This window comes from Cupriavidus sp. GW822-FHT02D05, from assembly GCF_058802485.1.
Genome location: NZ_JBXAOE010000003.1, coordinates 263,047 through 289,648 on the forward strand (window position 1 = coordinate 263,047; position 26,602 = coordinate 289,648).

Annotated in this window: 23 protein-coding genes and 1 tRNA gene; 7 read left to right on the plus strand and 17 right to left on the minus strand. The window is 65.4% G+C overall.

From position 1 onward, the window contains the following. Nucleotides 1-17: 17 nt before the first annotated feature. The 6 genes from AC1RQK_RS06030 to AC1RQK_RS06055 all read right to left on the minus strand — a co-directional run bounded on the left by AC1RQK_RS06030 (nt 18) and on the right by AC1RQK_RS06055 (nt 9,154). Nucleotides 18-2,960, minus strand: a complete 2,943-nt coding sequence (locus tag AC1RQK_RS06030; protein WP_492374672.1) for a ribonucleoside-diphosphate reductase subunit alpha — start codon at nt 2,958-2,960, stop codon at nt 18-20. 502 nt (nt 2,961-3,462) lie between these two features. After that, complete coding sequence (gene ampD, locus AC1RQK_RS06035; RefSeq protein ID WP_492808036.1) at nt 3,463-4,083, minus strand: 1,6-anhydro-N-acetylmuramyl-L-alanine amidase AmpD; 621 nt, start codon at nt 4,081-4,083, stop codon at nt 3,463-3,465. Then, entirely contained in the window at nt 4,076-5,758 is a 1,683-nt protein-coding gene (locus AC1RQK_RS06040; RefSeq protein WP_492808038.1) for a sigma-54-dependent transcriptional regulator, read from the minus strand. Before AC1RQK_RS06040 ends, ampD begins: the two co-directional genes overlap by 8 nt. Before the next feature lie 84 nt (nt 5,759-5,842). Continuing rightward, a complete protein-coding gene (locus AC1RQK_RS06045) occupies nt 5,843-7,936 on the minus strand; it encodes a sensor histidine kinase (RefSeq protein ID WP_492374675.1) in 2,094 nt (697 codons plus the stop codon). After that, a complete protein-coding gene (locus AC1RQK_RS06050) occupies nt 7,933-8,214 on the minus strand; it encodes a PP0621 family protein (protein ID WP_492808040.1) in 282 nt (93 codons plus the stop codon). Before AC1RQK_RS06050 ends, AC1RQK_RS06045 begins: the two co-directional genes overlap by 4 nt. A gap of 7 nt (nt 8,215-8,221) precedes the next feature. Continuing rightward, complete coding sequence (locus AC1RQK_RS06055; RefSeq protein WP_416049726.1) at nt 8,222-9,154, minus strand: cytochrome C assembly family protein; 933 nt, start codon at nt 9,152-9,154, stop codon at nt 8,222-8,224. Between the two features lie 103 nt (nt 9,155-9,257). Here AC1RQK_RS06055 and ffh point away from each other — a divergent pair, with 103 nt between their 5' ends. Both ffh and AC1RQK_RS06065 read left to right on the plus strand, forming a co-directional pair. Next, nucleotides 9,258-10,652, plus strand: a complete 1,395-nt coding sequence (ffh, locus tag AC1RQK_RS06060) for a signal recognition particle protein (RefSeq protein WP_492374677.1) — start codon at nt 9,258-9,260, stop codon at nt 10,650-10,652. Nucleotides 10,653-10,730: 78 nt separating this feature from the next. After that, nucleotides 10,731-11,273 (plus strand): hypoxanthine-guanine phosphoribosyltransferase, encoded by a 543-nt coding sequence (locus AC1RQK_RS06065; RefSeq protein WP_017224402.1) that lies wholly within the window; start codon nt 10,731-10,733, stop codon nt 11,271-11,273. Between the two features lie 48 nt (nt 11,274-11,321). Here AC1RQK_RS06065 and AC1RQK_RS06070 read toward each other — a convergent pair whose 3' ends face one another. The 6 genes from AC1RQK_RS06070 to AC1RQK_RS06095 all read right to left on the minus strand — a co-directional run bounded on the left by AC1RQK_RS06070 (nt 11,322) and on the right by AC1RQK_RS06095 (nt 17,137). Further along, a complete protein-coding gene (locus tag AC1RQK_RS06070; RefSeq protein WP_492374678.1) occupies nt 11,322-11,942 on the minus strand; it encodes a LysE family translocator in 621 nt (206 codons plus the stop codon). A gap of 135 nt (nt 11,943-12,077) precedes the next feature. Continuing rightward, nucleotides 12,078-12,755, minus strand: a complete 678-nt coding sequence (locus AC1RQK_RS06075; protein ID WP_492374679.1) for a LysE family translocator — start codon at nt 12,753-12,755, stop codon at nt 12,078-12,080. 83 nt (nt 12,756-12,838) lie between these two features. After that, nucleotides 12,839-13,678, minus strand: a complete 840-nt coding sequence (locus AC1RQK_RS06080) for a helix-turn-helix domain-containing protein (protein WP_492808042.1) — start codon at nt 13,676-13,678, stop codon at nt 12,839-12,841. Beyond that, nucleotides 13,678-14,649, minus strand: a complete 972-nt coding sequence (locus AC1RQK_RS06085; protein WP_492387143.1) for a 2OG-Fe(II) oxygenase — start codon at nt 14,647-14,649, stop codon at nt 13,678-13,680. The genes AC1RQK_RS06080 and AC1RQK_RS06085 overlap by 1 nt, the downstream gene beginning before the upstream one ends. After that, the gene (locus AC1RQK_RS06090) at nt 14,646-15,410 is read right to left on the minus strand and encodes a lytic transglycosylase domain-containing protein (RefSeq protein ID WP_492374682.1); all 765 of its coding nucleotides are present in this window, start codon (nt 15,408-15,410) and stop codon (nt 14,646-14,648) included. Before AC1RQK_RS06090 ends, AC1RQK_RS06085 begins: the two co-directional genes overlap by 4 nt. A gap of 5 nt (nt 15,411-15,415) precedes the next feature. After that, nucleotides 15,416-17,137 carry a proline--tRNA ligase gene (locus AC1RQK_RS06095; protein WP_492374683.1) on the minus strand — a complete coding sequence of 574 codons (1,722 nt, stop codon included), beginning with the start codon at nt 17,135-17,137 and terminating at the stop codon, nt 15,416-15,418. Between the two features lie 184 nt (nt 17,138-17,321). Between AC1RQK_RS06095 and AC1RQK_RS06100 the strand changes: the two genes are divergently transcribed. Together AC1RQK_RS06100 and AC1RQK_RS06105 are read left to right on the plus strand one after the other, a co-directional pair. Then, a complete protein-coding gene (locus AC1RQK_RS06100; protein ID WP_043349734.1) occupies nt 17,322-17,984 on the plus strand; it encodes an RNA pyrophosphohydrolase in 663 nt (220 codons plus the stop codon). Continuing rightward, the gene (locus AC1RQK_RS06105) at nt 17,977-18,606 is read left to right on the plus strand and encodes a CNP1-like family protein (RefSeq protein WP_492374684.1); all 630 of its coding nucleotides are present in this window, start codon (nt 17,977-17,979) and stop codon (nt 18,604-18,606) included. Before AC1RQK_RS06100 ends, AC1RQK_RS06105 begins: the two co-directional genes overlap by 8 nt. Before the next feature lie 98 nt (nt 18,607-18,704). Here AC1RQK_RS06105 and proB read toward each other — a convergent pair whose 3' ends face one another. The 4 genes from proB to rplU form a co-directional block, all read right to left on the minus strand. Continuing rightward, nucleotides 18,705-19,823: a glutamate 5-kinase gene (proB, locus tag AC1RQK_RS06110; protein ID WP_309403639.1), complete on the minus strand. Its 1,119-nt coding sequence runs from the start codon at nt 19,821-19,823 to the stop codon at nt 18,705-18,707. Between the two features lie 39 nt (nt 19,824-19,862). After that, nucleotides 19,863-20,963 carry a GTPase ObgE gene (obgE, locus tag AC1RQK_RS06115; RefSeq protein WP_441633931.1) on the minus strand — a complete coding sequence of 367 codons (1,101 nt, stop codon included), beginning with the start codon at nt 20,961-20,963 and terminating at the stop codon, nt 19,863-19,865. Between the two features lie 149 nt (nt 20,964-21,112). Beyond that, nucleotides 21,113-21,373 carry a 50S ribosomal protein L27 gene (gene rpmA, locus AC1RQK_RS06120; protein WP_006162509.1) on the minus strand — a complete coding sequence of 87 codons (261 nt, stop codon included), beginning with the start codon at nt 21,371-21,373 and terminating at the stop codon, nt 21,113-21,115. A gap of 70 nt (nt 21,374-21,443) precedes the next feature. After that, nucleotides 21,444-21,755 (minus strand): 50S ribosomal protein L21, encoded by a 312-nt coding sequence (gene rplU / locus AC1RQK_RS06125; RefSeq protein WP_006162510.1) that lies wholly within the window; start codon nt 21,753-21,755, stop codon nt 21,444-21,446. 572 nt (nt 21,756-22,327) lie between these two features. On the opposite strand from rplU, the gene ispB reads away from it, so the two are divergent. The 3 genes from ispB (at nt 22,328) to AC1RQK_RS06140 (ending at nt 25,484) form a co-directional block, all read left to right on the plus strand. Further along, nucleotides 22,328-23,257, plus strand: a complete 930-nt coding sequence (gene ispB / locus AC1RQK_RS06130; protein ID WP_492374687.1) for an octaprenyl diphosphate synthase — start codon at nt 22,328-22,330, stop codon at nt 23,255-23,257. A 111-nt stretch (nt 23,258-23,368) separates the two neighbouring features. Further along, a tRNA-Pro gene (locus AC1RQK_RS06135) sits at nt 23,369-23,445 on the plus strand. Between the two features lie 803 nt (nt 23,446-24,248). After that, nucleotides 24,249-25,484, plus strand: a complete 1,236-nt coding sequence (locus AC1RQK_RS06140; RefSeq protein ID WP_492808043.1) for a replication protein RepA — start codon at nt 24,249-24,251, stop codon at nt 25,482-25,484. A gap of 434 nt (nt 25,485-25,918) precedes the next feature. Here the strand turns inward: AC1RQK_RS06140 and AC1RQK_RS06145 are convergent, their stop codons facing one another. After that, nucleotides 25,919-26,527 (minus strand): hypothetical protein, encoded by a 609-nt coding sequence (locus AC1RQK_RS06145; RefSeq protein WP_492808044.1) that lies wholly within the window; start codon nt 26,525-26,527, stop codon nt 25,919-25,921. Nucleotides 26,528-26,602: the final 75 nt, after the last annotated feature.

The following is a 26,602-nucleotide window of genomic DNA, read 5'->3' on the forward strand; positions in this document are numbered from 1 at the left end:
ACTTACTGGCAGGCGACTTACTGGCAGGCTTCGCACTCGTCGAAACCGGCGTCGCCCGGGCGCATCGTGCAGACCGCGCCTTCGGCTTCCGGCATGGCCGGCGCGGAGGCGGCGGCCTGGTCGATGCCGGCGGCGCTGATGCCGCCGTCGCTACCCGACGACACGGCGTTGAGCGAGCCGCGCGACACGGTGGACTTCTCCACGTGGGTGGCTGCCATCGTGCGCAGGTAGTACGTGGTCTTCAGGCCGCGCAGCCAGGCCAGCTTGTAGGTGTCGTCCAGCTTCTTGCCCGAGGCGCCGGCCATGTAGATGTTGAGCGACTGGGCCTGGTCGATCCACTTCTGGCGGCGGCTGGCGGCTTCCACCAGCCAGCTCGGCTCGACTTCGAAGGCCGTCGCGTAGATGTCGCGCAGGTCTTGCGGAATGCGGTCGATGCGCGCCAGCTTGCCGTCGAAGTACTTCAGGTCGGCGACCATCACTTCATCCCACAGGCCGCGTGCCTTCAGGTCGCGCACCAGGTAGTCGTTGACCACCGTGAATTCGCCCGACAGGTTGGACTTGACGTACAGGTTCTGGAAGGTCGGTTCGATGCAGGCCGACACGCCGATGATGTTCGAGATCGTTGCCGTCGGCGCGATCGCGATGCAGTTCGAGTTGCGCATGCCGTGCTGCTTGATGCGCGCGCGCAGGCTGTCCCAGTCCATGGTCGAGGAGTGATCCACTTCCAGGTAGCCGCCGCGTTCTTCGGCCAGCAGCTTGAGCGAGTCCTGCGGCAGGATGCCACGATCCCACAGCGAGCCTTCATAGGTGCTGTAGCGCCCGCGTTCTTCCGCCAGCTCGCTGGAAGCGCGGTAGGCGTAGTAGCACACCGCTTCCATCGAGGTATCGGCGAACTGCACCGCGGCGTCGCTGGCGTACGGCAGGCGCAGCATGTGCAGGCAGTCCTGGAAGCCCATGATGCCCATGCCGACCGGGCGATGGCGCAGGTTGGAGTTGCGTGCCTTCTCGACCGCGTAGTAGTTGATGTCGATCACGTTGTCGAGCATGCGCATCGCGGTGCGGATGGTCTTCTCGAGCTTGGCGTGATCGAGCACCTGGGTGCCGTCGGCCTGTTGCTTCAGGTGGGCGACCAGGTTCACCGAACCCAGGTTGCAAACGGCGATCTCGCTGTCGTTGGTGTTGAGCGTGATTTCCGTGCACAGGTTGGAGCTGTGCACCACGCCCACGTGCTGCTGCGGGCTGCGGATGTTGCACGGATCCTTGAAGGTGATCCAGGGATGGCCGGTCTCGAACAGCATGCCCAGCATCTTGCGCCACAGCTGCATGGCGGGGATCTTCTTGAACAGCTTGAGCTCGCCGCGGGCGGCCTTGGCTTCGTAGCCCAGGTAGGCTTCTTCGAATGCCTTGCCGACCAGGTCATGCAGGTCCGGGCAGGTGGCGGGCGAGAACAGGGTCCATTCGCCGGCTTCCATCACGCGCTTCATGAACAGGTCGGGAATCCAGTTCGCCGTGTTCATGTCGTGGGTGCGGCGGCGATCGTCGCCGGTATTCTTGCGCAGCTCGAGGAATTCCTCGATGTCCAGGTGCCAGGTTTCCAGGTAGGCGCAGACCGCGCCCTTGCGCTTGCCGCCCTGGTTGACCGCCACGGCGGTGTCGTTCACCACCTTCAGGAACGGCACCACGCCTTGCGACTTGCCGTTGGTGCCCTTGATGTGCGAGCCGAGGGCGCGCACATTGGTCCAGTCGTTGCCGAGACCGCCGGCGAACTTCGACAGCAGCGCGTTTTCCTTCAGCGCCTCGTAGATGCCTTCCAGGTCGTCCGACACGGTGGTCAGGTAGCACGACGACAGCTGCGAGCGGCGGGTGCCCGAGTTGAACAGGGTCGGCGTGGACGACATGAAGTCGAACGACGACAGCAGCTGGTAGAACTCGATGGCACGGGCTTCGCGGTCCTTCTCGCCCAGCGCCAGGCCCATCGCCACGCGCATGAAGAATGCCTGCGGCATTTCGATGCGGGTCTCGTCGATGTGCAGGAAGTAGCGGTCGTACAGGGTCTGCAGGCCCAGGTAGTTGAACTGGAAGTCGCGCTGGGCGTCCAGCGCCGCGCCCAGGCGGGCCAGGTCATAGGTGGCCAGCTTCTCGTCCAGCAGCTCGGCTTCGATGCCGCGCGCGATGAACTTGGGGAAGTAGTCGGCGTAGCGCGACACCATCTCGGTCTGGGTCACTTCGGCGCCCAGGATTTCCTTGCGGATGGTGTGCAGCAGGATACGCGCGGTGACCTGGCTGTAGGCCGGGTCCTTCTCGATCAGGGTACGCGCGGCCAGGATGGCGGAGTCGTAGACCTGGGTCATCGGCACGCCGTCGTACAGGTTCTTCAGCGTTTCCTTGAGGATCGGCTCGGCGCTGACGGCATCGCCAAGGCCCGAGCAGGCGTTGTCGATCAGGCCATGCAGCGCGCCCAGGTCCAGCACGCGGGCCACGCCCGCATCGGTCACGTTGAACGTGGCGCCGCCTTCCTGCACGCGGGCCACCGCCTGGGCGTTTGCCTGGGCGCGTTCCTGGGTGCGCTTTTCGCGGTACAGCACGTAGGCGCGGGCCACTTCATGCTCGCCCGAGCGCATCAGCGCAAGCTCGACGTGATCCTGCACGTCTTCGATATGGAAGGTGCCGCCGTTAGGGCGGCTGCGCAGCAGCGCGCGGACCACGTTCTGGGTCACTTGCTCGACCACTTCGCGCACGCGCGCCGAAGCGGCGCCCTGCCCGCCGTTGACGGCGAGAAAGGCCTTGGTCACCGCTACCGAGATCTTGCTCGGCTCGAACGCCACGACGGCGCCGTTACGTCGGATGATCTTGTAGTCCTGGTAGCTGCCAGCGGCGGCAGTAGCGGGGCTCGACTGCGCGTTCGCTGCTGCACCGGCGGCGGCGGCGCCGGTGGAAAGTTCGTTCTGGGCTGTCTGCATGAGGAACTCCTGTTCTGACCCGTGTTTTATGAGTGACAAAGAGTCCCGGGCAAAATGCGCAAAAAGGCTCTGACACGCCGGCCGGTCTTACCCGGGAGGGCGCGCTGCTATTGCTGGATTCTGCTGGAACTCTTGTGATGCGCCGGCCCTTCGGTGGACCGCAGTCATTGCTGCGGCGGTAACTGCACACCTAGGCCGGCTCCCCGAAAGCACCACTAGATCTAGTGGTCGATGCGAAAAACTGGACTAAGTATAGTGAAACGGGGCGGATTCACCAGTCTTGACAAGCGCCTTTTTGGCGCGAATTCCAGTGCCGGCATGGCATGCGGCGCTGCGCCATACCCGCTAGCCCAAGAGACGCAAGGGAATCCGCCCGACGGTTCGTTACCGCACCGTGACGCGAAATTTTTTTGATTGACCTGACCTCTTCGATAGGCGCGGACTTTATCAGGGTTTTCCCCAGATTGCGGCTATCCCCTAGACCTCGCTTGCAGCCCTTGCCTCAGGGCTGTTCTTTGCGGTAAGGCAGTTGTGCGGGCGCCACGCCGGCTGCGGCGGCAAAACCCGCCCAGTCGAAATGTGCTCCCGGATCCGTCTTGCGCCCTGGCGCGATATCGCTATGCCCCGCCACGGCCCGCACCGGATAAGCGCCTAGCAGGGCACGCACCAGCGCTGCGGTGGTGTGGTATTGGGCCAACGTGAACGGCTGGTCGTCGCTGCCTTCGACCTCGATGCCGATGGAGAAGTCGTTGCAACGGGGCCGGCCGAAGAATTCGGACTGGCCTGCGTGCCAGGCGCGGTCCAGGCAAGACACGAACTGGACCAGCTCGCCCCCTCGCGTCACCAAAAAATGCGCCGACACCCGCACTTGATGGATCGTCTCGAAAAACGGATGGCGGGACGGGTCGAGACGGTTCAGGAAAAAGGCTTCGATATCGCCGCTGCCGAACTGCCCGGGCGGCAGGCTGATGTTGTGGATCACCACCAGGTCCACCGGCGTGTGCGCGGGCCGGGCGTCGAAATTGGGGGACGGCACGTGGCGCGCGGCGGGCACCCAGCCCGCCGGGTCGGGGACGAATGGCGAGTTGGGCGCGAACTTGGCGGCCGGGTCGTGGTCAGGCATCGCGATCTCCATCCGCCGCCAACAGCCCGTCGCGCAGCGCTTCTCTGGTTTCGGCGGCACCGTCGGCCGGGTCGTCGCGGCCCTCGCGGATGCCAAGCTGCTGGATGCGGTAGCGCAGCTGGCGAAAGCTCAGGCCCAGCAGCGGCGCGGCGGCTGTCCGGTTGAAGCCGGTCTGCTGCAGCGCCTGTAGGATCAGGTCGCGCTCGAGCGCTTCGAGCCGGCCGGGCAGGTCGATCGGGAAGGTGGCACGGCAAGCGTCTGCGGCCGCCTCCGCGGCGCGAGACGCCGCAGGTTGCGCAAACAGATCGGGCTGCGCGCCGCCCCGGGAGTCGGCCCGCGCATCGTACGCAAGCTCCTGCATGGTGTCGGGCCGCACGCCGGACGCCGCCGGCGCGCCAGCCGGCGCAGCCGCCGAAGCCAGGTAGGCGTGCGGCGCGGGCGGCCGTGGCATGGCCGTATGGCCCATGCCCGCGTCCAACTGGCCCAGGTCGTCCACCTCGATGGTATTGCCCTCGGCGAAGGCATAGGCGCGCTCGAGCAGGTTCTCCAGCTCGCGTACATTGCCCGGGAACGGATAGTCGGACAGCCGCTGCAGCGCGGCCACCGCCAGCCGCTTGGGATGGGGATCGCCATAGCGCACCGCCAGGTGTTCCAGGATGGCGCTGGCCAGCACCGGGATATCCTCGCGCCGCTCGCGCAGCGTGGGCATGCGCAGCGCCAGCACGTTGAGGCGGTAGAACAGGTCCTGGCGGAACTGGCCGGAGGCGACCATCGCGGAAAGATCCTTGTGGCTGGCACACAGCACCCGCACGTCCACGCTCTCCTCGCGGCTCGCGCCGATCTTGCGCACGCGCCGTTCCTGCAGCACGCGTAGCAGCTTGACCTGCATCGCCAGCGGCAGGTCCGCCACCTCGTCGAGCAGCAGCGTGCCGCCATTGGCAGCCTGGAAAAAGCCGCCGCGCTCGGCGTCGGCCCCGGTGAAGGCGCCTTTCACATGGCCAAAGAACTCCGACTCCATCAGGGTCTCGGGGATGGCGCCGCAATTGACCGCGATAAAGGGATGCGCCGCGCGCGCGCTGACTGCGTGGATGGCACGCGCCGCGCGCTCCTTGCCACTGCCGGACTCGCCGCTGATGACGATCGGCGCCATGCTGCGCGCCAGCCGCGAGAGCGAGCGCCGCACCTCATGCATGGCCGGAGAATGGCCGGGCAGCAGGTTGACGGCGCGGTCCACGGTTTCGTGCGCCCCGCTGCCGCCGTCACCGCCCTCCACACCCTCGGCGCCATCACGCTGCTGGCGCCCCAGCGCATTCAGGATCAAGCTGCGCAGCTGGTCCAGCGAGACCGGCTTGGCGATGTAGTCGAAGGCGCCCGCCTTGAGCGCCTCCACGGCGTTGTCCGCGCTGCCGTAGGCGGTGATCACGGCCACCGGCACCCGCTCCGGCGCGCTCGATAGCTGGCGCACGATATCGATGCCCAGCCCGTCGCCCAGCCGCATGTCGGTCAGCACCAGGCTATAGCGGCGCGCGGCGAGCTGCTGGCGCGCCTCGGCCAGCGAGCCGGCCAGCACGACATCGTGGCCCATGCGGCGGATCGAGATATCGAGCAGTTCTCGCAGGTCGGCCTCGTCGTCGATGACGAGAATCGGGTCGGGGCCTGGCGTCTTGATTGGCATGGGTCTGCGTCTGGCGATCTGGCGAAGTGAAATCGGGGCGGCTAAACGAGAGACTGGCCGCGTGGCCGGTCAAACCAGCGCGGCTCAGCCACCCGCGCTGTCCGGCGCTTCGATGCGCAAGGTCAGGACAAAAGCCTTGGCCGGCAGTGTATCGCGTGCGGCGGGCGCCAGCATGCCGGTCTGCGCCAGCAGCGCATCGATCGAAATCGTGCCATAGCGCACCTGGGCGTCGTTGGCGCCGCAAAGCTCGCGTGCCATGAACAATCCGAGGCCGGTGCCCTGGGCGTTGCTGGTAAAGAAGGGTTCGAACAAGGTGCGCTGGTGCTCGCGCGACACCTCGACGCCATCGTTCCAGACGATCAGCTCGGCATGGTGCTGGTCCAGCGCATGGGCCAGCAGGCGGATCGCCCCGGGCAGGCGGCTGCAATAGCGCCAGGCATTGTCGAGCAGGTTGCCAAGCACCTGTTGCAACTGGGAGGCATCGAAGATGACCGGGCGCGCCACGTCCACCGTGAGCCGGATGGCATTGGCGTTGATCTCGGCCGGACGCGGCACGCGCCGCGCGCCGACCGGGTCGTGGTCGGCGGAGCGGGCGCGCATCTCCAGCCGCCAGCGGCCGACGATCTCCGGCAGCGCCTGGTTCAGGTCCACCGTGGTGCGCTCGGTGCGCGGGCGGCGCGACATCTGCAGCACGTCCGACACCACCTGGTCGAGCCGGCGCACATTATCGTGAATGATGCGCAGCAGCCGCGCATCCACGTCGCCCTCCGCGCGGCCCGCCTCGCCCGGGCGCGCGGCCCGGCGACTGGTTTCGGCCAGCAGCTCGCTGGCCTGGCTGATGGCCGCCAGCGGATTGCGGATCTGGTGTGCCACGCTGGCCACCAGGCGCCCCATGGCTGCCAGCTTCTCCTGTTGTACCTGCTCGGCGATGCGCTCCCAGCTTTCGATATGGACCAGCACCGTGTCGCGCATCTCGCTGCGCAGCAACGCCTCGTCCTCCGGGCGCCACGCCATGGCCTCGCTCTGGGCGATGGCCAGGCGCAGCCGCGCCGCCGCCTCGGGCGACAGCTCGTTCCAGGTGCCGGTGTTCATGGCGTTCTGCGCACTGAGCGAGACCGACATCGAGGACGCGAAGGTGGAGCGCAGGCTGGCCAGCCCCGGCAGCAAGAAACGCAGCCGCAGCCGCGTATGCAGGATGGGGCCGCGCCCCGAGGATGGCCGCGACGGCAGCGGCAGCAATTGCAGGATGCGGGGCGCATCGTCCTTGCTGCGCACCCAGTCGCGCAGCATTTCCATCAACGGCTGCAGGCGGGGGATCTGGCGCAGGTCGAACAGCGCATCGCGCCCATTGGCAGGCGTGTCCGTGGGCTTGCCCCGTTCGGCAGGCTGCACGCCCAGCAGCACCACCGCGGCCGGGTTGGCCGCCACCACCGCGCCGTTGGCGCGCAGCAGCATCACGCCGTCCTGCATGTCGTTGACCATCAGGCGGTTGACCAGTTGCTGCAGGCGCAGCTCCTGCTCGCGCGCCAGCGCCAGCCGCTCCTGTGCAAGCTGGCGGTTGGCCAGCAGGTACATCAGCGAGGCCGCGATCATGAAGACCAGCCCGTACAGCCCCGAGCCCAGCAAACCCGTGTCGGCCTGGCGCAACAGCAAGGTCTGCGCGAAGGGCGTACTCATCACCAGCAGCGCCGAAGCTGCCGCGGTGAACAGCGCGAACAGCAGGCTGGTAAGCGCGCCGGCCTGCAGCGCGGGCAACAGGAAGATCATGGCGAGCCCCTCGCCGCGATGGCCCTGCGCGTGAAAGATCAGGCCCAGCAGGGCGAGGTCGGCCAGCACCTGGAAGCGCACCCGCAGGTGAAAGCCGCGGCGCCACCATAGCGTGGCGACCACCATCCCCAGCGCCACCACGGCATAGGGCACGGCCAGCGGCAGCGCGGCCAGGCCGCTGCCGAACCCGCCGCCCAGTCCGCTGCCCAGCGCCTGCGCGGCCCGCTCGGCCTCGGCGCGCTGGGCCGGCAGCCAGGCGTAGCCCAGCAGCAGCGCGGCTACGGCAAGCCGGGTCCAGCAGAAATAGCGCAGCAAGCGCCAGTGGAATTCAGGAGGTTCGGGCTGGCGCCACATCGCCGCGAGGGCGCGCCAGGCATTCAGGCGGGACCAGAACGAGGCCGGCCCGTTCATGCGGCAGGGCTGTCCGGATCGCTATCGGCCGGCAGGTGGGCGCGCCGGCAGTAGTGCAAGCCACGGTAGACGATAGCTTCGCCCTGCGGCAGATGCACCCCGCAGCGCGCGCATTGCACCATGGCTTCCTGCGGGGGGGCAGGCTGGTTGCGCACCGGCGAGCCTTGCGCGGGACCGTGCCGGGCGGCGCGGTCCTCCCGAAAGCGCGCCTGGGCGCGCTGGCGAAGCCACCAGAAACAACCCAGCACGACAGCCAGGACAAGGAAGATGCGTGCCATGCCGGCCTCAGATTCGGTGCAGTATGACTTCGATGACGAAGCGGCTGCCGACATAAGCCAGCAGCAGGATGCCGAAGGACGCAATCACCCAGCGCAGCGCGGTGCGCCCGCGCCAGCCGTAGAAGGTGCGCCCGGCCAGGATGCCCGCGAACATCGCCCACGACAGCAGCGCGAACACGGTCTTGTGGTCGAGCCGGAAGGCCCGGCCGAACAGTTGCTCGGAGAACAGCAGGCCCGACAGGATCGTCAGCGTCAGCAGCACGAAGCCGGCGCCGATCAGGCGGAACAGCAGCTTCTCCAGTGTCAGCAGCGGCGGCAGCAGGTCGAGCCAGCGGCCCACCCACTGGGCCGGCTCGCTCGCCTTGCCCACCTGGGGCGAACGGTTGAAGCCATGCAGGCGGCGCTCGGCCAGCAGCATCAGAAAGGCATGGAAGGCTGCCAGCGTGAACAGGCCATAGGCCACGTTGGCAATGATGAAGTGCAGCTTGAACAACGGCCGCGCCGCGTAGCCCAGGATCTGCGCGCCGGGAAACGCCAGCGGCATCAGGCTCGCGAGCATCGCCACCGGGACCACGATCAGCCCAAGGCCGGCCAGCGAGAAGAAGAAGCTCTCGATCCAGTAGATGCCCACGCCCAGCCAAAGCATGGCCGACAGCGCAAAGGCAAAGCCGAACACCATGCGGTCGGCCGGGAAGATGGTCTCGTGCAGCAGCAGGCCGTGGCTGGCCACCGCTGCCAGCATCAGCGCGTGCCACCAGGCCGGGCGGCCCTCGCCGCGCCCGCCGGCCCCGCCGCCGCCGTGCAGCAGCGCGGTCGCCGCCGCGCCCCCAATGGCACCGCCGTTGCCGGCAGCCGATAGCTGCGGGTTGCGCGTCGCCCAGCCGTGATAGGCCAGGCCGCAATAGAGAAGTGCCGTCAAGGCATACAGTACAATGGCCATTTGCACAGTTTACCTTAGCGCCCCGTCCCGGTGGCGCCCCGCTTGAGCCGGGCCAAGAGCCAGCCTCAAGCCTCGATCAAGCTCTATCCCCCGGACTTCTGCCATGCTGGACAATCTCACTCAACGCCTGGCGCGGGTCGTCAAGACCATGCGCGGCGAGGCTCGCCTGACCGAAGCCAATACCGCCGAAATGCTGCGCGAAGTGCGCCTGGCCATGCTGGAGGCCGATGTCGCCTTGCCGGTGGTGCGGGAATTCATCGCCCGCGTGAAGGAAAAGGCACTGGGCGAGGACGTGGTGTCCAGCCTGACGCCGGGCCAGGCGCTGGTGGGCGTGGTGCAGCGCGAGCTGACCGCCGTCATCGGCGGCGAGGAAAGCCTGTCCGCCGACAACAAGAGCGGCGAGCTGAACCTGGCGGTGCAGCCGCCCGCGATCATCCTGATGGCCGGCCTGCAGGGCGCCGGCAAGACCACCACCGTCGGCAAGCTGGCCAAGTGGCTGAAAGAAAACAAGAAGAAGAAGGTGCTGACGGTCTCGTGCGACGTCTACCGCCCCGCCGCGATCGCCCAGCTCAGGACCGTATCCGAGCAGGTCGGCGCCGATTTCTTCCCCTCCGAGCCCAACCAGAAGCCGGTGGACATCGCGCGCGCGGCAGTGGACTGGGCCCGCAAGCACTATCACGACGTGCTGATCGTCGATACGGCAGGCCGCCTGGGTATCGACGAAGCCATGATGCAGGAAATCAAAGCGCTGCACGCCGAGATCAAGCCGGTCGAAACCCTGTTCGTAGTCGACGCCATGCTGGGCCAGGACGCGGTCAACACCGCGCGCGCCTTCAATGACGCCCTGCCCCTGACCGGCGTGGTGCTGACCAAGCTGGACGGCGATGCGCGCGGCGGTGCCGCGCTGTCGGTGCGCCACATCACCGGCCGCCCGATCAAGTTCGTCGGCGTTGGCGAAAAGCTGGACGGCCTTGAGCCCTTCTACCCCGATCGCATGGCCCAGCGGATCCTGGGCATGGGCGACATCCTCGCGCTGGTCGAGGAAGCCCAGCGCGGCGTGGACATGGAAGCGGCCGAGAAGCTGGCCAAGAAGATCAAGAAGACGGGCGACTTCGACCTGGAAGACTTCAAGGCGCAGATCGGCCAGATGAAGAAGATGGGCGGCCTGGGCAGCCTGGTCGACAAGCTGCCGGCGCAGTTCGCCCAGCAGGCGCAGGGCGCCAATATGGACGTGGCCGAGAAGCAGGTGCGCCGCATGGAGGGCATCATCAACAGCATGACGGCCGCCGAGCGCGCCAAGCCCGACCTGATCAAGGCCAGCCGCAAGCGCCGCATCGCCACCGGCGCCGGCGTGCCGGTGCAGGAAGTCAACCGCCTGCTCAACCAGTTCGACCAGATGCAGAGCATGATGAAGAAGCTCAAGGGCGGCGGCATGATGAAGATGATGCGCTCGATGGGCGCGATGAAGGGCGGCATGAAGGGACTCTTCAACCGCTAAGCCGTCTGGCACGGCGGCGCCCGCTCCCCGGGCGCCGCGTCACCCGCAAAAGACAAAGACTGAGACAGGATCCACATCATGATGACCGCCGAACAGGCCCGCGAACTGTGGGCCAACTCCGAGGAAATCGTCAGCGCCGAGGCCGTCCAGGCTTCGCTGGACCGCATGGCTGGCGAGATCACGGAAAAGATGGGCGATACCTTCCCGCTGGTGCTGTCGGTGATGGGCGGCGCAGTCGTCTTCACCGGCATGCTGCTGCCCAAGCTGGCGTTCCCGCTGGAGTTCGACTACATCCACCTCTCGCGCTACAACAACAAGACGGTGGGCGGCGAGATGCAATGGCGCGTGGCGCCGCGCGAATCGGTCAAGGGCCGCACGGTGCTGGTGCTGGACGACATCCTGGACGAAGGCGAGACCATGGCGGCCATCCGCCAGCGCATCATGGACATGGGCGCGACCAATGTCTACGCCGCCGTGCTGTGCGAAAAAGTGCTGCAAAAGGCAAAGCCCATGCACCCGGACTTCTGTGGCTTCACCGTGCCTGAGCGCTATGTCTTCGGCTGCGGCATGGACGCCCACGGCTACTGGCGCAACCTGCCCGCCATCCGGGCCTTGCGCTGAGTCCTTGCGCTGAGTCCTTGCGCCCAGGCCTCGCGCTCAGTCTGCGCGTTACGGCCTGGCGCTGACGATCGGCCACAGCGAGACCAGCAGCAACAGCGCCATCGCCACGTTGAACAGGCGCAGCGCCCGGGGCTGCGCCAGCCAGCGCCGCATGGCCGAGCCGAACACGGCCCACATTGCCACGCTGGGCAGGTTGATCACGGCGAACAGGCCGGACAGCAGCAACACATTGAGCCAGACATTGCCGTGCAGCACGTAGGTACTGCACGCGCCCACCGCCATCACCCAAGCCTTGGGATTGACCCACTGGAACGCGGCCGCCGCAAGGAAGCCCATGGGCTTGCCCACCTCCTGGTCCTGGACGCCGCCCGCGGTCGCCAGCTTCCACGCCAGCCAGGTGAGATAGACCACCGCCACCACGCGCAGCACCTGCCAGGTCCACGGAAACGCGGCGAACAGCGATCCGAGCCCGAGGCCGACCACCGCCACCATCAGGCCGAAGCCGATACTGATGCCCAGCACATGGGGCACTGTGCGGGCAAAGCCGAAATTCACGCCCGAAGCCAGCACCATGGTGTTGTTGGGGCCCGGGGTAATCGACGACACGAGGGCAAACGCGCAGAACGCGGCGAACACGCCGGATCCGGCAACAAGCTGGGGCACTGCCATGACTGGCTCCATCGAATACGAAAAGGAATGGAGCTAGTCTAGCCATGCAAAACTGTACAGTACCGGTACAGTTAACCAGAAAACTGGCGATACGGCTTGGCGCGTAGCCACCGCATCATGCCGCGTCATGCCGCGTCATGTCGCGTTGAGCGCGTTCGCCGCCACCACCAGCGCAATCCCCCACAGCACCACGCCGGTCGCCCGCTCCACGCCCCGAACCGAGCGGGCAAAACGCGTGCGCACCAGCGGATGGCGCACGCCCCAGGCCACCAGCATGTCCCAGGCGAAGACCATGGCGAACATCCAGGCGCCGTAGCCCAGCTGTGCTGCCAGCGGCGTGCGCGTGCCGGCCAGCACCGAGAACAGGCTGGCGTAGAACAACGCATTCTTGGGATTGAGCACGGCGGACAGGAAGCCCGTCACGAGTTGCGCCGCGTACGCCGCGGGGCCAGTGCCCTGCGCTTGCTGGCTATCTTTGCCATTTTCGCCATCTGCGCCGGGCAGCGTCGTCTCGCCGCTGGCACGCAGCAGCCGCCAGCCCAGCCAGGCCAGGTACAGGCAACCCGCCCACTGCAGCAGCATGAACACGCCTTGGCTGGCGCGGGTAGCGGCCAGCCCGGTGATGGCCAGCCCGATAAACACGCCGTTTCCCAGCGCGATGCCCAGGCAGACGGCGCTGGCGCGGCCCACGCCATGCACCAGCGCGCTGCGCACTACCAGGAAAAAGTCGGGGCCCGGGCTGAGCAGTGCAAGAAAATGCGCGCCCGCCACCATGGCAAATTGGCCGAGGCCGGAATCAACAGGGAAATCCACGCCAGTCCTTTCGTGTCTTCGAATGAGCACGAAGTCTGGGCCGCGAGGGGCGGCAAGTATTGGAGAAAATTGCGCGCGGCGGCTCAGCCGCTGCGGCGCTGATAGCTGCGCGGCGTCAGCGCCACGCGCTGCTTGAAGGCGCGCTGGAAGTGGCTTTGGTCGGAAAAGCCCAGCGCCTGGGCGATCTCCGCCGGCGCCCCACCCGCGCGCAGCAGCTGGCGCGCGTGGTTGATGCGCAGATCCAGCTGGTAGGCATGCGGGGTCATGCCGAGGTCGGCCCGGAAGGCGCGGATCAACTGATAGCGGCTCATGCCGGCGCCGCGCGCCAGTTCCGCCAGCGGCAGCGGCTCCGCGTGATGCGCATGCAGGAGCGCGACCAGGCCGGCTAGCCGGGCCTCTGGCGTGACTGGCTGGCGCGGCGCGCGCACCGCCTGGCGCTGGTCGGCACCGCCGAGCAGTGCGGCCACGAAGCCGCCTAGCGCCGCTTCCTTGGTGGCCTGCGGGGCTGCGGAGAACAGCACATCGTTAAGCCGGCACAGGCCGGCATAGGTATCTGGCGCGCTGGTGACACGCACCCGCGCCAGCGCCGCGGGCAACACCGCCACGCCGCGCGCCTCCAGCACCGTGCCCACCCATGCCGGGTCCAGGTGCAGCATCTGGTAGCTCCAGCGCGCGTCGGGCTCCGGATTACAGGAATGCACCTGCCCGGCCGGGATCACGACCACGTCGCCGGGCGCCAGCCGTACCGACTCGGTCCCGGTGCCAAATAGGCTATGGCCGCCATCGACGGCGCCAATCGACAAGGTGGGATGGGTATGCGGCAGGTATGCCGCGCCGCTGTCGCTGGCGCAGCGGCTCTCGACGTACGGCATGGCGGGATCGAACCAGTAGCGCGCCTGCCCTGCGGTGCTGCCGGTGCGCATCAGTCGGTCCGGTACGGGCGTTCGCGCAGCCACTTGGTGGCGATCCATTTCTCGCCCGCTTCAACGGGCAAGCCGGCATGCAGGGTACGCTCGTCCAGCGCGCCGTCGGACTTGCGATAGCTGAAATAGACCGCATTGCCCTTGACCGGCGCCACCTCCAGGCCAAGCTTGGGGAAGGCCGTGGCGCCACCCGCCGGCGGGCTGTTCAGGTAGATCACCAGGGTGGCGACGCGTTGCCCGCCGACCTTGAGCTGGCGCGCCTCGCCGGGGCGCTGCGGGTTAAAGAAATCGTAGTGCGGCTGGTACTCGCCGCCGGGCTTGTAGTTGAGGATCTGCAAGCCTTCGCCGCGGTCCGCGGCAATCCCGGTCACGGCGGCGATGCAGTCCTCGATGCGCTCGATCAGCGCATGCTCGCCGACCTGGAACATCGCGCCCAGGCTGGTGCGCGCCTCGATCAGGTTCTCGTCGCCGGTGTCGGGGTTGATCACGGGTGAGCGCGTCAGGCGGCCGCGCGCCAGCGCCACCAGGGCGTCGCATTCGGCATCGGTCAGGAGTTGCTGGTACAGGGTCACGCGCGGTGCCGCGAGCGTGAACAAGATGGGAATCTCGCGGCCGGCGAAATGCGCCGCGTTGCGGCTGCCTTGCGCGCCAGTTTGGTCACGGCCACCACCCTGGCCCCCTGCGCGCTCGGCCGGCTTGCCGATGCCCAGCTCCGCGGCCATCTCCGCGGCGTTGTCCGGCGGCGTCCCCCGCACCTCTGCCCGTGCCGCGGCGGACAGCGCCGCGGCCACCGTGGCTTGCGCGAAGGCCTGCTCGTAGCCGGACTGGCACATCGACTGCACCAGCGCCTCGGCGCCAAAGCCCTGCCCGATATGGCGCCGCAGCCAGCGCTGCAGGTCCGCCGAGGAACTGGTGTAGCCCGCCTTGCCGGCGGTGTCGCCAGTGGCACCGGTGGCGCGAGTGTTGCTCATGAGGGATTAGCCAGCCGCTGCGGCGAAAACGGGTTGCGCGCCGGCGCTTCGGGCGGCACCACGCGGCTGCGGGTGCCCGTGCCGGTTTCGGGGTCGCCGGCGACGGTGACCGTGGCTTCGGAATACTGCCAGCGCTTCCACGCTGCCAGCACCGCATTGGGATAATCGGGGCGGCCGCGGCTGCCGTTGTACCGGCCCAGCGCCAGGAACAGGTCGCCCTGCTCGCGGTCCAGGTAGTAGCGCAGGATGGTGCAGCCGTAGCGCAGGTTGCTCTGCAGGTGGAACAGCTTGCGGCTATCGCTGTCGCCGATGCTGCGCACCCAGAAGGGCATCACCTGCATCAGCCCGCGGGCACCGGCCGAGCTGATCGCGTATTTGCGGAAATTGCTCTCGACCTGCACCAGCCCTAGCACCAGCGCCGGTTCCAGCCCGGCGCGCTTGGCCTCGTAGTAAGCGGTCTCGATCAGTTCGATGCGCACCTGCGGCTCGGGGATGCGCCCCGCGAGCCGGTGCGACATTTCTTCCAGCCACTTTAGGTAGGCCAGTTGCTCACCGCCGGTGGCAAAGGCCGGGCGCAGCGGGCGGCTGTCGGCAATGGCCGCGGCCAGCGCGCCGCGCACCGAGTCGGCCAGGTCCTCTTCCTTCTGGGCCCCGGCGTGGGCGGCGGCGCTGAGCACCAGCAGCAAGCCGGCACTGACCCGTGCCACGCCCAGGCGGCCCGGGATCAGGCCCGGCAGACGCAGCGGGTCCAGGAGGCGCATGGCGCTCAGGCGGACAACAGCCCGCGCACGTGAGCAACCACGTCCGCGACCGGCAACTGGGTGGCCTCGGCGTCGCGCCGCCCCTGGTACTCCACGCGGCCTTCCTTCAGGCCACGGTCGCCCACCACTACGCGGTGCGGCACGCCAATCAGTTCCCAGTCGGCAAACATGGCGCCGGGGCGCTCGCCGCGGTTGTCCAGGATCACATCGACGCCGGCTGCCAGCAGCTCAGCATGGATACGGTCGGCCTCGGCCTTGACGGCCTCGGAACGATCGTAGCCAACCGGGCAGACCACCACCGCGAACGGGGCGATCGAAGCGGGCCAGATGATGCCGCGCTCGTCGAAGTTCTGCTCGATGGCGGCCCCCAGGATACGGGTCACGCCAATGCCGTAGCAGCCCATCTGCATGGGCTGGGTTTTGCCGTTCTCGTCCAGGAAGGTGGCGCCCATCGATTCCGAATAGCGCGTGCCGAGCATGAACACGTGGCCGACTTCGATGCCGCGGCAGATGGCGAGCGTGCCCTTGCCGTCCGGCGAAACGTCGCCTTCCACCACATTGCGCAGGTCAGCCACCACAGGCTCGGGCAGGTCGCGGCCCCAGTTCACGCCGGTCAGGTGGTAGTCGCGCTCGTTGGCCCCGCAGACGAAGTCGCTCATGTTGGCGACCGTGCGGTCCGCCACCACGTTGACAGGCTTCTTGGCGCCGATGGGGCCCAGGTAGCCCGGGGGCGTGCCGAACGTCTCGACGATCTCGGACTCGGTCGCGAAGCGGAACTCGGCCAGGCCGGCCACCTTGGACGCCTTGATCTCGTTGAGCTCATGGTCGCCACGCAGCAGCAGCAGCCAGATCTGCACGCCGGCCTCGCCCTCGGTGGCCAGCACGATCGACTTGACCGTGCGCGCCAGCGGGATGCCAAGCAGCTCAGCCACGTGCTCGCACTTGGCCTTGCCCGGGGTGGGCGTGTTGACCATGGCTTGCGCCGGCGCGGCGCGCTGGGCCAGCAGCGGCAGGGCCTCGGCCGCTTCCATGTTGGCGGCGTAGTCCGAGTCGGGGCAGTAGACGATGGCATCTTCGCCGGTCTCGGCGATCACGTGGAACTCATGCGAGCCGGAGCCGCCGATGGCGCCGTTGTCGGCCGCGACGGCACGGAATTCCAGGCCGAAACGCTGGAAGATGCGCACGTAGGCGTCGAACATCTTGTCGTAGGACACCTTCAGGCCTGCGGCGTCACGATCGAAGGAGTAAGCGTCCTTCATGGTGAACTCGCGCCCGCGCATGATGCCAAAGCGCGGCCGGCGCTCGTCGCGGAACTTGGTCTGGATCTGGTAGAAATTGATCGGCAGTTGCTTGTAGCTGCGGATTTCGCTGCGGGCGATGTCCGTCACCACCTCTTCGGAGGTGGGCTGCACGGCAAAGTCGCGCTCGTGGCGGTCCTTCAGGCGCAGCAGCTCGGGACCCATCTTGTCCCAGCGGCCGGTTTCCTGCCACAGCTCGGCAGGCTGAATCACCGGCATCGACAGCTCGACCGCGCCGGCGCGGTTCATTTCCTCGCGCACGATGGCTTCCACCTTGCGGATCACCCGCAGGCCGACCGGCATGTAGTTATAGATGCCGGCGCCAAGCTTCTTGATCATGCCGGCTCGCATCATCAACTTGTGCGACACGATTTCCGCGTCGGAAGGGGCTTCCTTTTGGGTGGAAATGAAGAATTGCGAGGCTTTCATCCGTTGCTTTCTCGTGAGGCCATGCACGCCCTGGCAGGTGCCGGGGGCGAGATGGCGCGAATCCGTGGCGCGCGTGCATTATGCGGCGCTTTTTGCTCGGGGAAAACCAGCACCCCGTTGCACAAAGCCCCATTACGCGCTTCCTTTATAATCAACCTAATTCTAAAGGATTCGAGGTGCAGTCATGCTCGATCGTGAAGGCTTTCGCCCGAACGTCGGCATCATCCTCATCAACGCACGGAACGAGGTGTTCTGGGGCAAGCGCATCGGCGAACATTCGTGGCAGTTTCCTCAAGGCGGCATCAAATACGGCGAGACGCCGGAACAGGCGATGTACCGCGAGCTACATGAAGAAGTCGGTCTGCTGCCCGAGCATGTCAGGATTGTCGGTCGCACGCGCGACTGGCTGCGTTATGAGGTGCCGGACAAGTTCATCCGCCGCGAAATCCGCGGCCATTACAGGGGACAGAAGCAGATTTGGTTCCTGTTGCGCATGGCGGGCCGCGATTGCGACATCCGCCTGCGCGCCACCGACCATCCGGAGTTCGATGCCTGGCGCTGGAGCCATTACTGGGTCCCGCTAGACGCTGTCATCGAGTTCAAGCGCGATGTCTACCAACTCGCGCTGACCGAGTTGTCTCGCTTCCTGCAGCGCAATACCCGCGCGCCGCTGAGCCCCTACGGCACCCATGGCCGGCACGGTTCGGTGCGCGCAGGTTATGCTCGCGCGGGGCTGGACGAGCATCCCGACAGCGTTCCGGACCTGGTGCATCAGGACCTGGCCCACGATCCGGGCCCAATTTCGCCGGCCCAGCCGGCGTCCACAGAACGGAGTACCGATGATTGATTTTGCCGGCCGCGGCTTGCGCCCGAGCCTGCCCGCCGCCTGCTTGCTGGCTGCAACCCTTTGCCTTGGCCTGGCCGGCTGCGGCAGCACGTCCAAGCCGCAGCATGTGCCCATGCCGGACGAGTCCGAGGATTACACGCCGAAGAAGGAGTTCAGCATCCTCGACCCGTTCGCCGCGAAGGAATTCAGGGAAGTGGAGACGGCGCTGCCTGCGCCGCCGCAGGATGCGGACCTGATCCCGTTCGAAGTCAGCCCCGCCGGCAACTTTACCTTCGCCGTCGATGGCAAGTCCGTGGTCGTGGGCGCGGATGGCGCCGTGCGTTATACGGTGGTCATCACCGGTGCCAGCGGCATGCGCAATGTGAGCTTCGAGGCCGTGCGCTGCGACACCTTCGAGCGCAAGATGTACGCCACCTTGCCCAGGGGCGCGACCGAGTGGGTCCGCAACCGCTCCGACGACCGCGATGGCTGGGTCCAGCTGGCAGGCATCGCGCGCAATAACTATGGTGCGGCGCTGGCCAAGGATTTCCTGTGCGAGGGCCGCTCAGCGGCAGGCAGGGCGCAGGACATCGTCAAGGAATTGCGTGGCGAAGCGCCGCGCAAGAGCGCGATCACACGTTGATGGCGGCAACGGCGCGGTAGTACGGCGCCTGACGATGCAAAAAAGCCCGCGATCGCTCGCGGGCTTTTTTGCATCGTACCTCGGAACAATCTGTCCGTTCAGACCAGTACCAGGTTGTCCCGGTGGATCAGCTCGTGCTCGTTCTGGTGGCCAAGCACCCGCTCGATCTCGGACGAGGGCTTGCGTGCGATCAGCTTGGCTTCCGAGCTGGCGTAGTTGGTGATGCCGCGCGCCACCTCATGGCCCGCCGCGTCGATGCAGGCAATGACCTCGCCACGCGCGAACTCACCCTGCACTTCCACCACGCCGATCGGCAGCAGCGACTTGCCGCCGCTGGTGAGCTTGTCCACCGCGCCGGCATCGATCATCACCCGCCCGCGCAGCTGCAGGTGGTCGGCCATCCATTGCTTGCGCGCCGTCAGGCGCCCAGTGGGGGCCAGCAGTTGCGTGCCGATGCCTTCGCCCCCGGCCAGCCGCTCCAGCACATTGGCTTCGCGCCCGGAAGCGATCACGGTATGCGCGCCCGACTTGGCGGCGCGCTTGGCGGCCAGGATCTTGGTCAGCATGCCGCCGCGGCCAATCGACGTGCCGGCGCCGCCGGCCATGGCTTCGAGCTCCACTGCACCAGCCAGCGCCTCGTCGACGAACTCGGCCTGCGGGTTGCTGCGGGGGTCGGCGGTATAGAGGCCCCGCTGGTCGGTCAGGATCACCAGCGCGTCGCCTTCAATCAGGTTGGTGACAAGCGCACCCAGGGTGTCGTTGTCGCCGAACTTGATTTCGTCGGTGACCACGGTGTCGTTCTCGTTGATGATGGGCACGACACCCAGCGACAGCAGCGTCAGCAGGGTCGAGCGCGCATTGAGGTAGCGCTCGCGGTCAGCCAGGTCGGCGTGGGTCAGCAACACCTGGGCGGTGCGGATGCCGTAGCGGCCGAACTGGCTTTCGTAGACCTGGGCCAGGCCCATCTGGCCCACTGCCGCGGCGGCCTGCAGTTCGTGGATTTCCTTTGGGCGGCGCACCCAGCCGAGGCGCTGCATGCCTTCGGCGATGGCGCCGGAGCTGACCAGCACGACTTCCTTGCCGGCCATGCGCAGCTTGGCGATCTGTGCTGCCCAACGGGCGATTGCCTCGTGATCGAGGCCCTTGCCGTCGTTGGTCACCAGGCTGGACCCAACCTTCACGACGATACGTTTTGCCTGGGCGATGACCGATTGCATGGCGGGAATCCTGTCTGCTGGGTGCTGCTGTTTTTGTCGTTAGTTCTGCTCGCCGCCGGACTGGTCGACGTTGTGCAGGCGGTCATCCAGGCGGATGTCCGGCTCTGCCAGCGCGGCGACTTCCTCGGCCTTGATCGCGGCCAGGTGATCCTTGATCGCGTAGATCAGTTCACGGCAGCCTTCGCCGGTCAGGGCGGAGATGCGGAACACCGGGCCCTTCCACTTGTAGCGCTTGACGAAGTCCTTGACGCGCGCATCGCGCTCTTCCTCGGGCACCACGTCCAACTTGTTCAGTACCAGCCAGCGCGGCTTTTCGTACAGGCTTTCGTCGTACTTCTTCAGCTCGTTGACGATGGCGCGGGCTTCGGCCACCGGGTCCACGGCTTCATCGAACGGCGCCAGGTCGACGATATGCAGCAACAGCCCTGTGCGCTGCAAGTGGCGCAGGAACTGATGGCCCAGCCCGGCGCCTTCCGCAGCGCCTTCAATCAGGCCGGGGATGTCGGCCACCACGAAGGACTGCTCGTGATCGACCCGCACCACGCCCAGGTTGGGATGCAGGGTGGTGAAGGGGTAATCGGCCACCTTCGGGCGCGCATTGGAAATGTGCGAGATAAAGGTCGACTTGCCGGCATTCGGCATGCCCAGCAGGCCCACGTCGGCCAGCACCTTGAGCTCCAGCTTGATCATGCGGCGCTCGCCCGGCTTGCCGTCCACCTGCTGGCGGGGCGCGCGGTTGGTACTGGACTTGAAGTGCAGGTTACCCCAGCCGCCCAGGCCACCCTCGGCCAGGCAAACGGTCTGGCCATGCTCGGTCAGGTCGGCGATCAGCTCGCCGGAATCCATGTCGAGGATCTGCGTGCCGACCGGCATGCGCAGGTTCACATCTTCGCCGCCCGCGCCATAGCAATCGGCGCCCCGGCCATTCTCGCCGTTGCGCGCCACGTGCTTCTTGGCGTAGCGGAAGTCGATGAGCGTGTTGATGTTGCGGTCGGCCACCGCGTAGACGCTGCCGCCGCTGCCGCCGTCGCCACCGTCGGGGCCACCGAAGGGCACAAATTTCTCGCGCCGCATCGATGCGCTGCCATTGCCGCCGTTGCCGGCGATGACTTCAATTCTGGCTTCGTCGATGAACTTCATGATGACCTTCCGTGGTGTAGCGACCGCAAAGCGCGCGCCCGGCCGGGATGGCAAGGCCGCGGGCGCGGCGAATGGCGACAATGACATTGTCGCCAGAAAAGAAAAAGCCCCGCAAGTACTGCGGGGCCTTCATGCTGCAAAGGCTGTGATCAGACTGCCGGAACGACGCTGACCTGCTGCTTCTTGGCAGCGCCCTTGACGGCGAACTGCACGTGGCCGTCGACGAGAGCAAAGAGGGTGTGATCCTTGCCAATGCCAACGTTATCGCCCGGGTGCACGCGGGTACCGCGCTGACGCACGATGATGCTGCCGGCGTTGATGGCTTGACCACCAAACACCTTGACGCCCAGACGCTTCGATTCGGAATCGCGGCCGTTCCGTGTGGAACCGCCGCCCTTTTTCTGTGCCATGACTAACTCCTGTCGCTTTACTTTACCTAGTTACGCTTGAATTCGATTTCGATAAGGACTGAGCGCTGGCTCAGCCAATGATCTCTTCGATGCGCAGCTCGGTGTAATTTTGACGATGGCCTTGACGCTTTTGATAGTGCTTGCGACGGCGCATCTTGAAGATCTTCACCTTATCGTGACGACCTTGGGAGATAACGGTAGCCTTGACGGAAGCCCCGCTAACCAGCGGCGTACCAAACTTGAGTTGGTCGCCTGCGCCCACTGCGAGCACCTGGTCGAGCGTGATTTCTGCGCCAATGTCTGCCGGTATCTGTTCTACTTTAAGTTTTTCGCCAGCAGCAACCTTATATTGCTTGCCGCCGGTTTTTACGACCGCGTACATTGTCGAACCTCTCGATGTGAAATAAAACGCCGAAAGCCAACGCCGGCGCGCCCTTGCGTCCGTTTCATCCCGATCCAAGCAACTACCAGGACAGGGAAAACAGACAAGCCGGACGGCCCAATTGGCCCGGTTATCTCCCACCAGCGCATCTGCAGACAACACAAAGCGGCCGGAGGAAACCCACGATTCTATACCAAAGCCGGGAAAAGTACAAAGAAAACAGACACATAGCCTGCCCGGCGCCACGTGGCGCCGCCTGAAGCACTTCTCCGCCCACCCAGGTCAGATCAGATCCGCGAGCAGGAAACCCGCCAGGGCGGCGAAAGCTGCCCACAGTGCGGTGCGCCGGAGCTGGCGGCGCGAGGAGGAAGGTGACTGGGTCATGGCGGCATTATAGGTGCACGGGACTGCCACGCCCGCTTTGCGCGCGCAGCGCCCGCGCGCCTTGTCGCACCCCCCGTTCAGGGGACATACATACACCCGCATCGCTTATAATCGGCGGGTTTTGCGTAACGGTGAACATCTTGTCCCAGTCTTCCGCCACTGCCTTGCTTGCCCCGGTCGCTGCCGACATGCGCGCCGTTGATTCGGTTATCCGCCAGCGCCTCGCTTCGGAAGTGCCCCTGATCGAACAGATCGGCGAGTACATCATCAGTGCGGGCGGCAAGCGCCTGCGCCCGGTGATCCTGCTGCTGTCCGCACGGGCCTTCGGTTACGACGGCAACCGGCACCACGAACTGGCCGCGGTGGTCGAGTTCATCCATACCGCCACGCTGCTGCACGACGACGTCGTCGACGAGTCGGAGCTGCGCCGCGGCCGCCAGACCGCCAACGCGGTCTTCGGCAACGCCGCGAGCGTGCTGGTAGGCGACTTCCTCTATTCCCGCGCCTTCCAGATGATGGTGGACGCCGGCAGCATGCGCATTATGGAGATCCTCTCCAATGCCACCAATGTGATCGCCGAAGGCGAAGTGCTGCAGTTGCTGAACATGCACGATCCCGAGGTCACGGTGGAGCGCTACCTGCAAGTGATCCGCTACAAGACCGCCAAGCTGTTCGAAGCCTCGGCCCAGCTCGGCGCTGTGCTGGCCGGTGCGGACGCGGCCACCGAAGAAGCTGCCGCGGAATACGGACGGCGCATCGGCACCGCGTTCCAGTTGATCGACGACATGCTGGACTACACCGCCAGCGCCGAGCAGATGGGCAAGAATGCCGGCGACGACCTGCGTGAAGGCAAGCCCACCCTGCCGCTGCTGCACCTGCTCGAGCACGGCACCGCGGAGCAACGCACGCTGGCTCGCGAAGCCATCGTGCAAGGCGGCACCGAGCATTTCGATGCGGTGTTCACCGCGATCCACGCCAGCGGCGCGCTCGATGTCACCTTCCAGGCAGCCCAGCGCGAAGCCGAAGCTGCGGAGAAGGCCGCCCAGCAGTTCCCCGACTCGCCACTGAAGCAAACGCTGATCGACCTGTGCGCATTCTCGCTGCAACGGCAGTCCTGATGCCAAGGCGCCCCGCGCCGGCGCCCTCTTCCATTCCGGAAAAAAGGCTGCTACACTTGTGTGCTTTCGCGCTGCAGCAGTAATTAAGCAGGCAACGCAGAGAAAAACAAACGGGGTGTAGCTTAGCCTGGTAGAGCGCTACGTTCGGGACGTAGAGGCCGGAGGTTCGAATCCTCTCACCCCGACCAAAATTAAAGAGCCGAATCAACGAGTTAGTTGATTCGGCTCTTTGTCTTTATGCATGGCAGTTTAGAGTAAATTCCGCCCTTCGATGTCCCAAGAGTGTCCCACGCAGTCAACCGCTGTCCCTTGGGGATTGACGGGTGGCGTAGTCTGCTCTATCTTACTGTTCACGATCACATTGTGTGGCTGGCGTGGTGAAGTGGATTAGTGGCCCTCACCCGGTGAAACAGGAATTGGACCAGCAAGTCCCTCGCGCGACAAAGCGATAGCGCGATACTCACACATGATTGCCCGGCGTAACCGCCCGAGGTCGTGTAGTCCCATGCGATGATCGTGGTGCCCAGGAGCACCAAGGGAACCTGAAACGGGCGCCGTGTGCGATTCCTCCCGTAGGTTTCAGTCCCTAAGGTAAAGCACTCATTCCAAAGATAGATCGCTGCAAGGACCCCATCGGTCCACCTGCATCTATGGATGAGCCATGCCCATTCCCGCGTTGCCGGAGTCACTGTCCGGTCAGCACGTTACTGCCACCCCCGCGGTCCGAATTCTGTTCATCGAACAGCTCTCCGAACTCATCGGCAAGAGCGCGACGTCGATCCGAACGTTTGCCACGAACGAGAAATACAAGCACTTGATCCCTCGGCCCTTCAAGATGCCTCATAGCAGGCGTCTTTGTTGGTATGAGCACGAAGTAATGGCATGGATCGATTCGCATCGGCCTGCGGAACCCCCACCCCCGAAACGTCCTCGCGGACGCCCGACGAAGGCTGAACAGCTCGCGCGACAACGCTGGGCCACGAGCTGATTCATGGAGGCACCCATCCGTTTCGCGAGCATTGTCGCGGCGCTCGCGCGTGATCACGCGTTCAATAGCGATGAACAACCGACGCCCACAGACGAACCGCGTGGCTCGCCTGTCTGGCGGGAAGGGAATCGACATCATCCGATCGGGAAAGGATGCGCGTCGGGCACGGCCTCCGACGTAGCCGCCAAATTAGGCTACCGATCCGACTTGTGTCCGAATGGCTCGAGCGCTCCACTGCAATCGGCGTCGCTGCGACCCACTGTGACCGCTGAGCAGCATCTCCCGGCGATTTGGCATCCCACGACCGCCAAAGTGGAGGCCCTAGCCCCGGCCGTGATCCTGCCCAAGCGAAAGGCCGCCCCACCGACCGCGCGCGAACAACGTCTCGTCAAGACAGCCGCGGAGATAGCGGCCGAGCCTCCGGGAAACAACGACAGGGCTTACATGCACTCGATCATGTGCCAGGTCGGATTGCCTCGATCGCAAGTTGTCGGAACATCGTTCGAGCGCCACTCAGGGGGGGCAGCGCTGCTAGTGGAGGCTGGCAAGCTATGGGACGGCAAGCAGTTTGTGCAGCAGCCAATCCCCTATGGCCCTAAGCCGCGCCTGATGCTGGCTTGGATGAACACTTATGCCGTGCGCTTCAACACGGCCGAGATCCCAGTGGGCGACAGTGCAAGCGAGTTTCTGCGCATGTTGGGCGAGCGGACAACAGGAGGGAAGCGAGGCGCATTCGGGGCGGTCCGCAAGCAGGTGCAAGCCTTGTCCGCCTGCCGTATAACACTGGGATTCAACGCCAACGGACGCGCCCACACTTACGACGGCAAGCCCATCAAGCACTTCGAAGCATGGATTGCCGCAAGTGCAGACCAACGCCCATTATGGCCGGGCACGATAACCTTTTCTGAGGACTACTACCAGACATTGAAGGCCCATGCCGTACCGCTAGATCTACGTGCCCTCATTGAGTTGAAAGGATCCGCACTGGCGATGGACGCTTATACGTGGCTGGCTCAACGCTTGTACCGTATCGAGGGCCGCCCGGTCATCTTGTACTGGAAGTCTCTGCGTGAGCAGTTCGCCCAAGAGTACGAAGGCAAAAACCGCAGTAAGGATTTCAAGAAGAAATTTCTGCTAGCACTGGACGCCGCCTTAGCCGTATATCCAAAAGCCAAGGTCAAGCCCGTAAATGGCGGAGTCATCTTGTTCCCCTCTCCGCCCCCTATTCCGCTCAAGTGAAGGTGGACGGGTAGGAAGGTCTCGGACTCCCCAATGAACTGCCGGTCGAATGCCCGGCTCGGGTTGACGCTTGGTTTTCCACAGTTCACCGCCCCTAACTATCGGTAAACAGATACAGGAAACCTAAAGGCATAACCTATCGGTTTTGGGGGGGGCCGATTCAGCGTGACGAATGGGGGCCGATTCAGCGTGATGCGGGGGTCCAATTCAGCGTACTGGGGGGGGCCGATTCAGCGTGTATAACTCGGGCGAATCACAGGGTTGTCCACACGCCGATTTGTCCCCGGCAGCCAGACAACCGCCCGCAGGCGGCTGCCATCGATCCCGGTCCGCCCAGCATCCAGTAGCCATATTCGTAACGGTAGCGATAACGGTGAGAAGAGCTTTCGTTGCACGCATGGGGGCGGCCTACCGGCTCGGCCATGAAGCTGCATCTAAATCGCCTTGATCCTGTCCAGGAGCTTCTGACCATCGGGGGCGCCCGACATCGTCCTCAGAAACACTACATTCCGGTCGAGGATCTTCTTGATCTCTGCGGCGGGAAGCGGTTGATCCAGCACATTGAAATCGGAGAGCACCTGGTAGTGACACTCGTCAGGCATATCCTGATATTCAGCCTTCAGCGTCTCTCCCGTCCCTTTGCCGAAGGCAACGATGCCCTTGCCGTTTTCATAGAGGAACACCACGTCGCTCTTCTGGATGCGGTCGATATTGAGCTTCCAAGGGGCATAGAAGGCTGCGGCGACTCCCTCTTTCAGCATGCGCTGGTGGTCTTCGATGCTGTGACGCTTATTGGTGTTGAGGATATGGAAGCGACTTCCGCCTTCGACGTTCGACTCGTCCATGTCAAGTTTCAGCAGCTTGGTCGCCTCACTGATACCTGCCCTGATCAGTTGCTGCATTAGATCCTGCTTAGTGACGGCAAGCTGCTCGGCCAGTTCCTCGATAAACGAATGGTCTTCCGGTGCTAGGCGGACAGTGCTCGCGATAAGTTCCTTCTTTGCGGTCTGGGCCCGCCGGATCATGCCCGCTAGTTCGCTCATGATAATTTTTTGCTGTTGTTTGGGTGGAAGCATCATACCCAAGAATCAGGCAAGAAACAAATCAGAATCAAAATA

What these genes read in the sequence shown, in the direction of transcription:
- AC1RQK_RS06030 (WP_492374672.1), bottom strand. Translation starts at nt 2,960, where the DNA reads ATGCAGACAGCCCAGAACGAACTTTCCACCGGCGCCGCCGCCGCCGGT.
- ampD (WP_492808036.1), bottom strand. Translation starts at nt 4,083, where the DNA reads ATGCCTGACCACGACCCGGCCGCCAAGTTCGCGCCCAACTCGCCATTC.
- AC1RQK_RS06040 (WP_492808038.1), bottom strand. Translation starts at nt 5,758, where the DNA reads ATGCCAATCAAGACGCCAGGCCCCGACCCGATTCTCGTCATCGACGAC.
- AC1RQK_RS06045 (WP_492374675.1), bottom strand. Translation starts at nt 7,936, where the DNA reads ATGAACGGGCCGGCCTCGTTCTGGTCCCGCCTGAATGCCTGGCGCGCC.
- AC1RQK_RS06050 (WP_492808040.1), bottom strand. Translation starts at nt 8,214, where the DNA reads ATGGCACGCATCTTCCTTGTCCTGGCTGTCGTGCTGGGTTGTTTCTGG.
- AC1RQK_RS06055 (WP_416049726.1), bottom strand. Translation starts at nt 9,154, where the DNA reads ATGGCCATTGTACTGTATGCCTTGACGGCACTTCTCTATTGCGGCCTG.
- ffh (WP_492374677.1), top strand. Translation starts at nt 9,258, where the DNA reads ATGCTGGACAATCTCACTCAACGCCTGGCGCGGGTCGTCAAGACCATG.
- AC1RQK_RS06065 (WP_017224402.1), top strand. Translation starts at nt 10,731, where the DNA reads ATGATGACCGCCGAACAGGCCCGCGAACTGTGGGCCAACTCCGAGGAA.
- AC1RQK_RS06070 (WP_492374678.1), bottom strand. Translation starts at nt 11,942, where the DNA reads ATGGCAGTGCCCCAGCTTGTTGCCGGATCCGGCGTGTTCGCCGCGTTC.
- AC1RQK_RS06080 (WP_492808042.1), bottom strand. Translation starts at nt 13,678, where the DNA reads ATGCGCACCGGCAGCACCGCAGGGCAGGCGCGCTACTGGTTCGATCCC.
- AC1RQK_RS06085 (WP_492387143.1), bottom strand. Translation starts at nt 14,649, where the DNA reads ATGAGCAACACTCGCGCCACCGGTGCCACTGGCGACACCGCCGGCAAG.
- AC1RQK_RS06090 (WP_492374682.1), bottom strand. Translation starts at nt 15,410, where the DNA reads ATGCGCCTCCTGGACCCGCTGCGTCTGCCGGGCCTGATCCCGGGCCGC.
- AC1RQK_RS06095 (WP_492374683.1), bottom strand. Translation starts at nt 17,137, where the DNA reads ATGAAAGCCTCGCAATTCTTCATTTCCACCCAAAAGGAAGCCCCTTCC.
- AC1RQK_RS06100 (WP_043349734.1), top strand. Translation starts at nt 17,322, where the DNA reads ATGCTCGATCGTGAAGGCTTTCGCCCGAACGTCGGCATCATCCTCATC.
- AC1RQK_RS06105 (WP_492374684.1), top strand. Translation starts at nt 17,977, where the DNA reads ATGATTGATTTTGCCGGCCGCGGCTTGCGCCCGAGCCTGCCCGCCGCC.
- proB (WP_309403639.1), bottom strand. Translation starts at nt 19,823, where the DNA reads ATGCAATCGGTCATCGCCCAGGCAAAACGTATCGTCGTGAAGGTTGGG.
- obgE (WP_441633931.1), bottom strand. Translation starts at nt 20,963, where the DNA reads ATGAAGTTCATCGACGAAGCCAGAATTGAAGTCATCGCCGGCAACGGC.
- rpmA (WP_006162509.1), bottom strand. Translation starts at nt 21,373, where the DNA reads ATGGCACAGAAAAAGGGCGGCGGTTCCACACGGAACGGCCGCGATTCC.
- rplU (WP_006162510.1), bottom strand. Translation starts at nt 21,755, where the DNA reads ATGTACGCGGTCGTAAAAACCGGCGGCAAGCAATATAAGGTTGCTGCT.
- ispB (WP_492374687.1), top strand. Translation starts at nt 22,328, where the DNA reads ATGCGCGCCGTTGATTCGGTTATCCGCCAGCGCCTCGCTTCGGAAGTG.
- AC1RQK_RS06140 (WP_492808043.1), top strand. Translation starts at nt 24,249, where the DNA reads ATGGAGGCACCCATCCGTTTCGCGAGCATTGTCGCGGCGCTCGCGCGT.
- AC1RQK_RS06145 (WP_492808044.1), bottom strand. Translation starts at nt 26,527, where the DNA reads ATGAGCGAACTAGCGGGCATGATCCGGCGGGCCCAGACCGCAAAGAAG.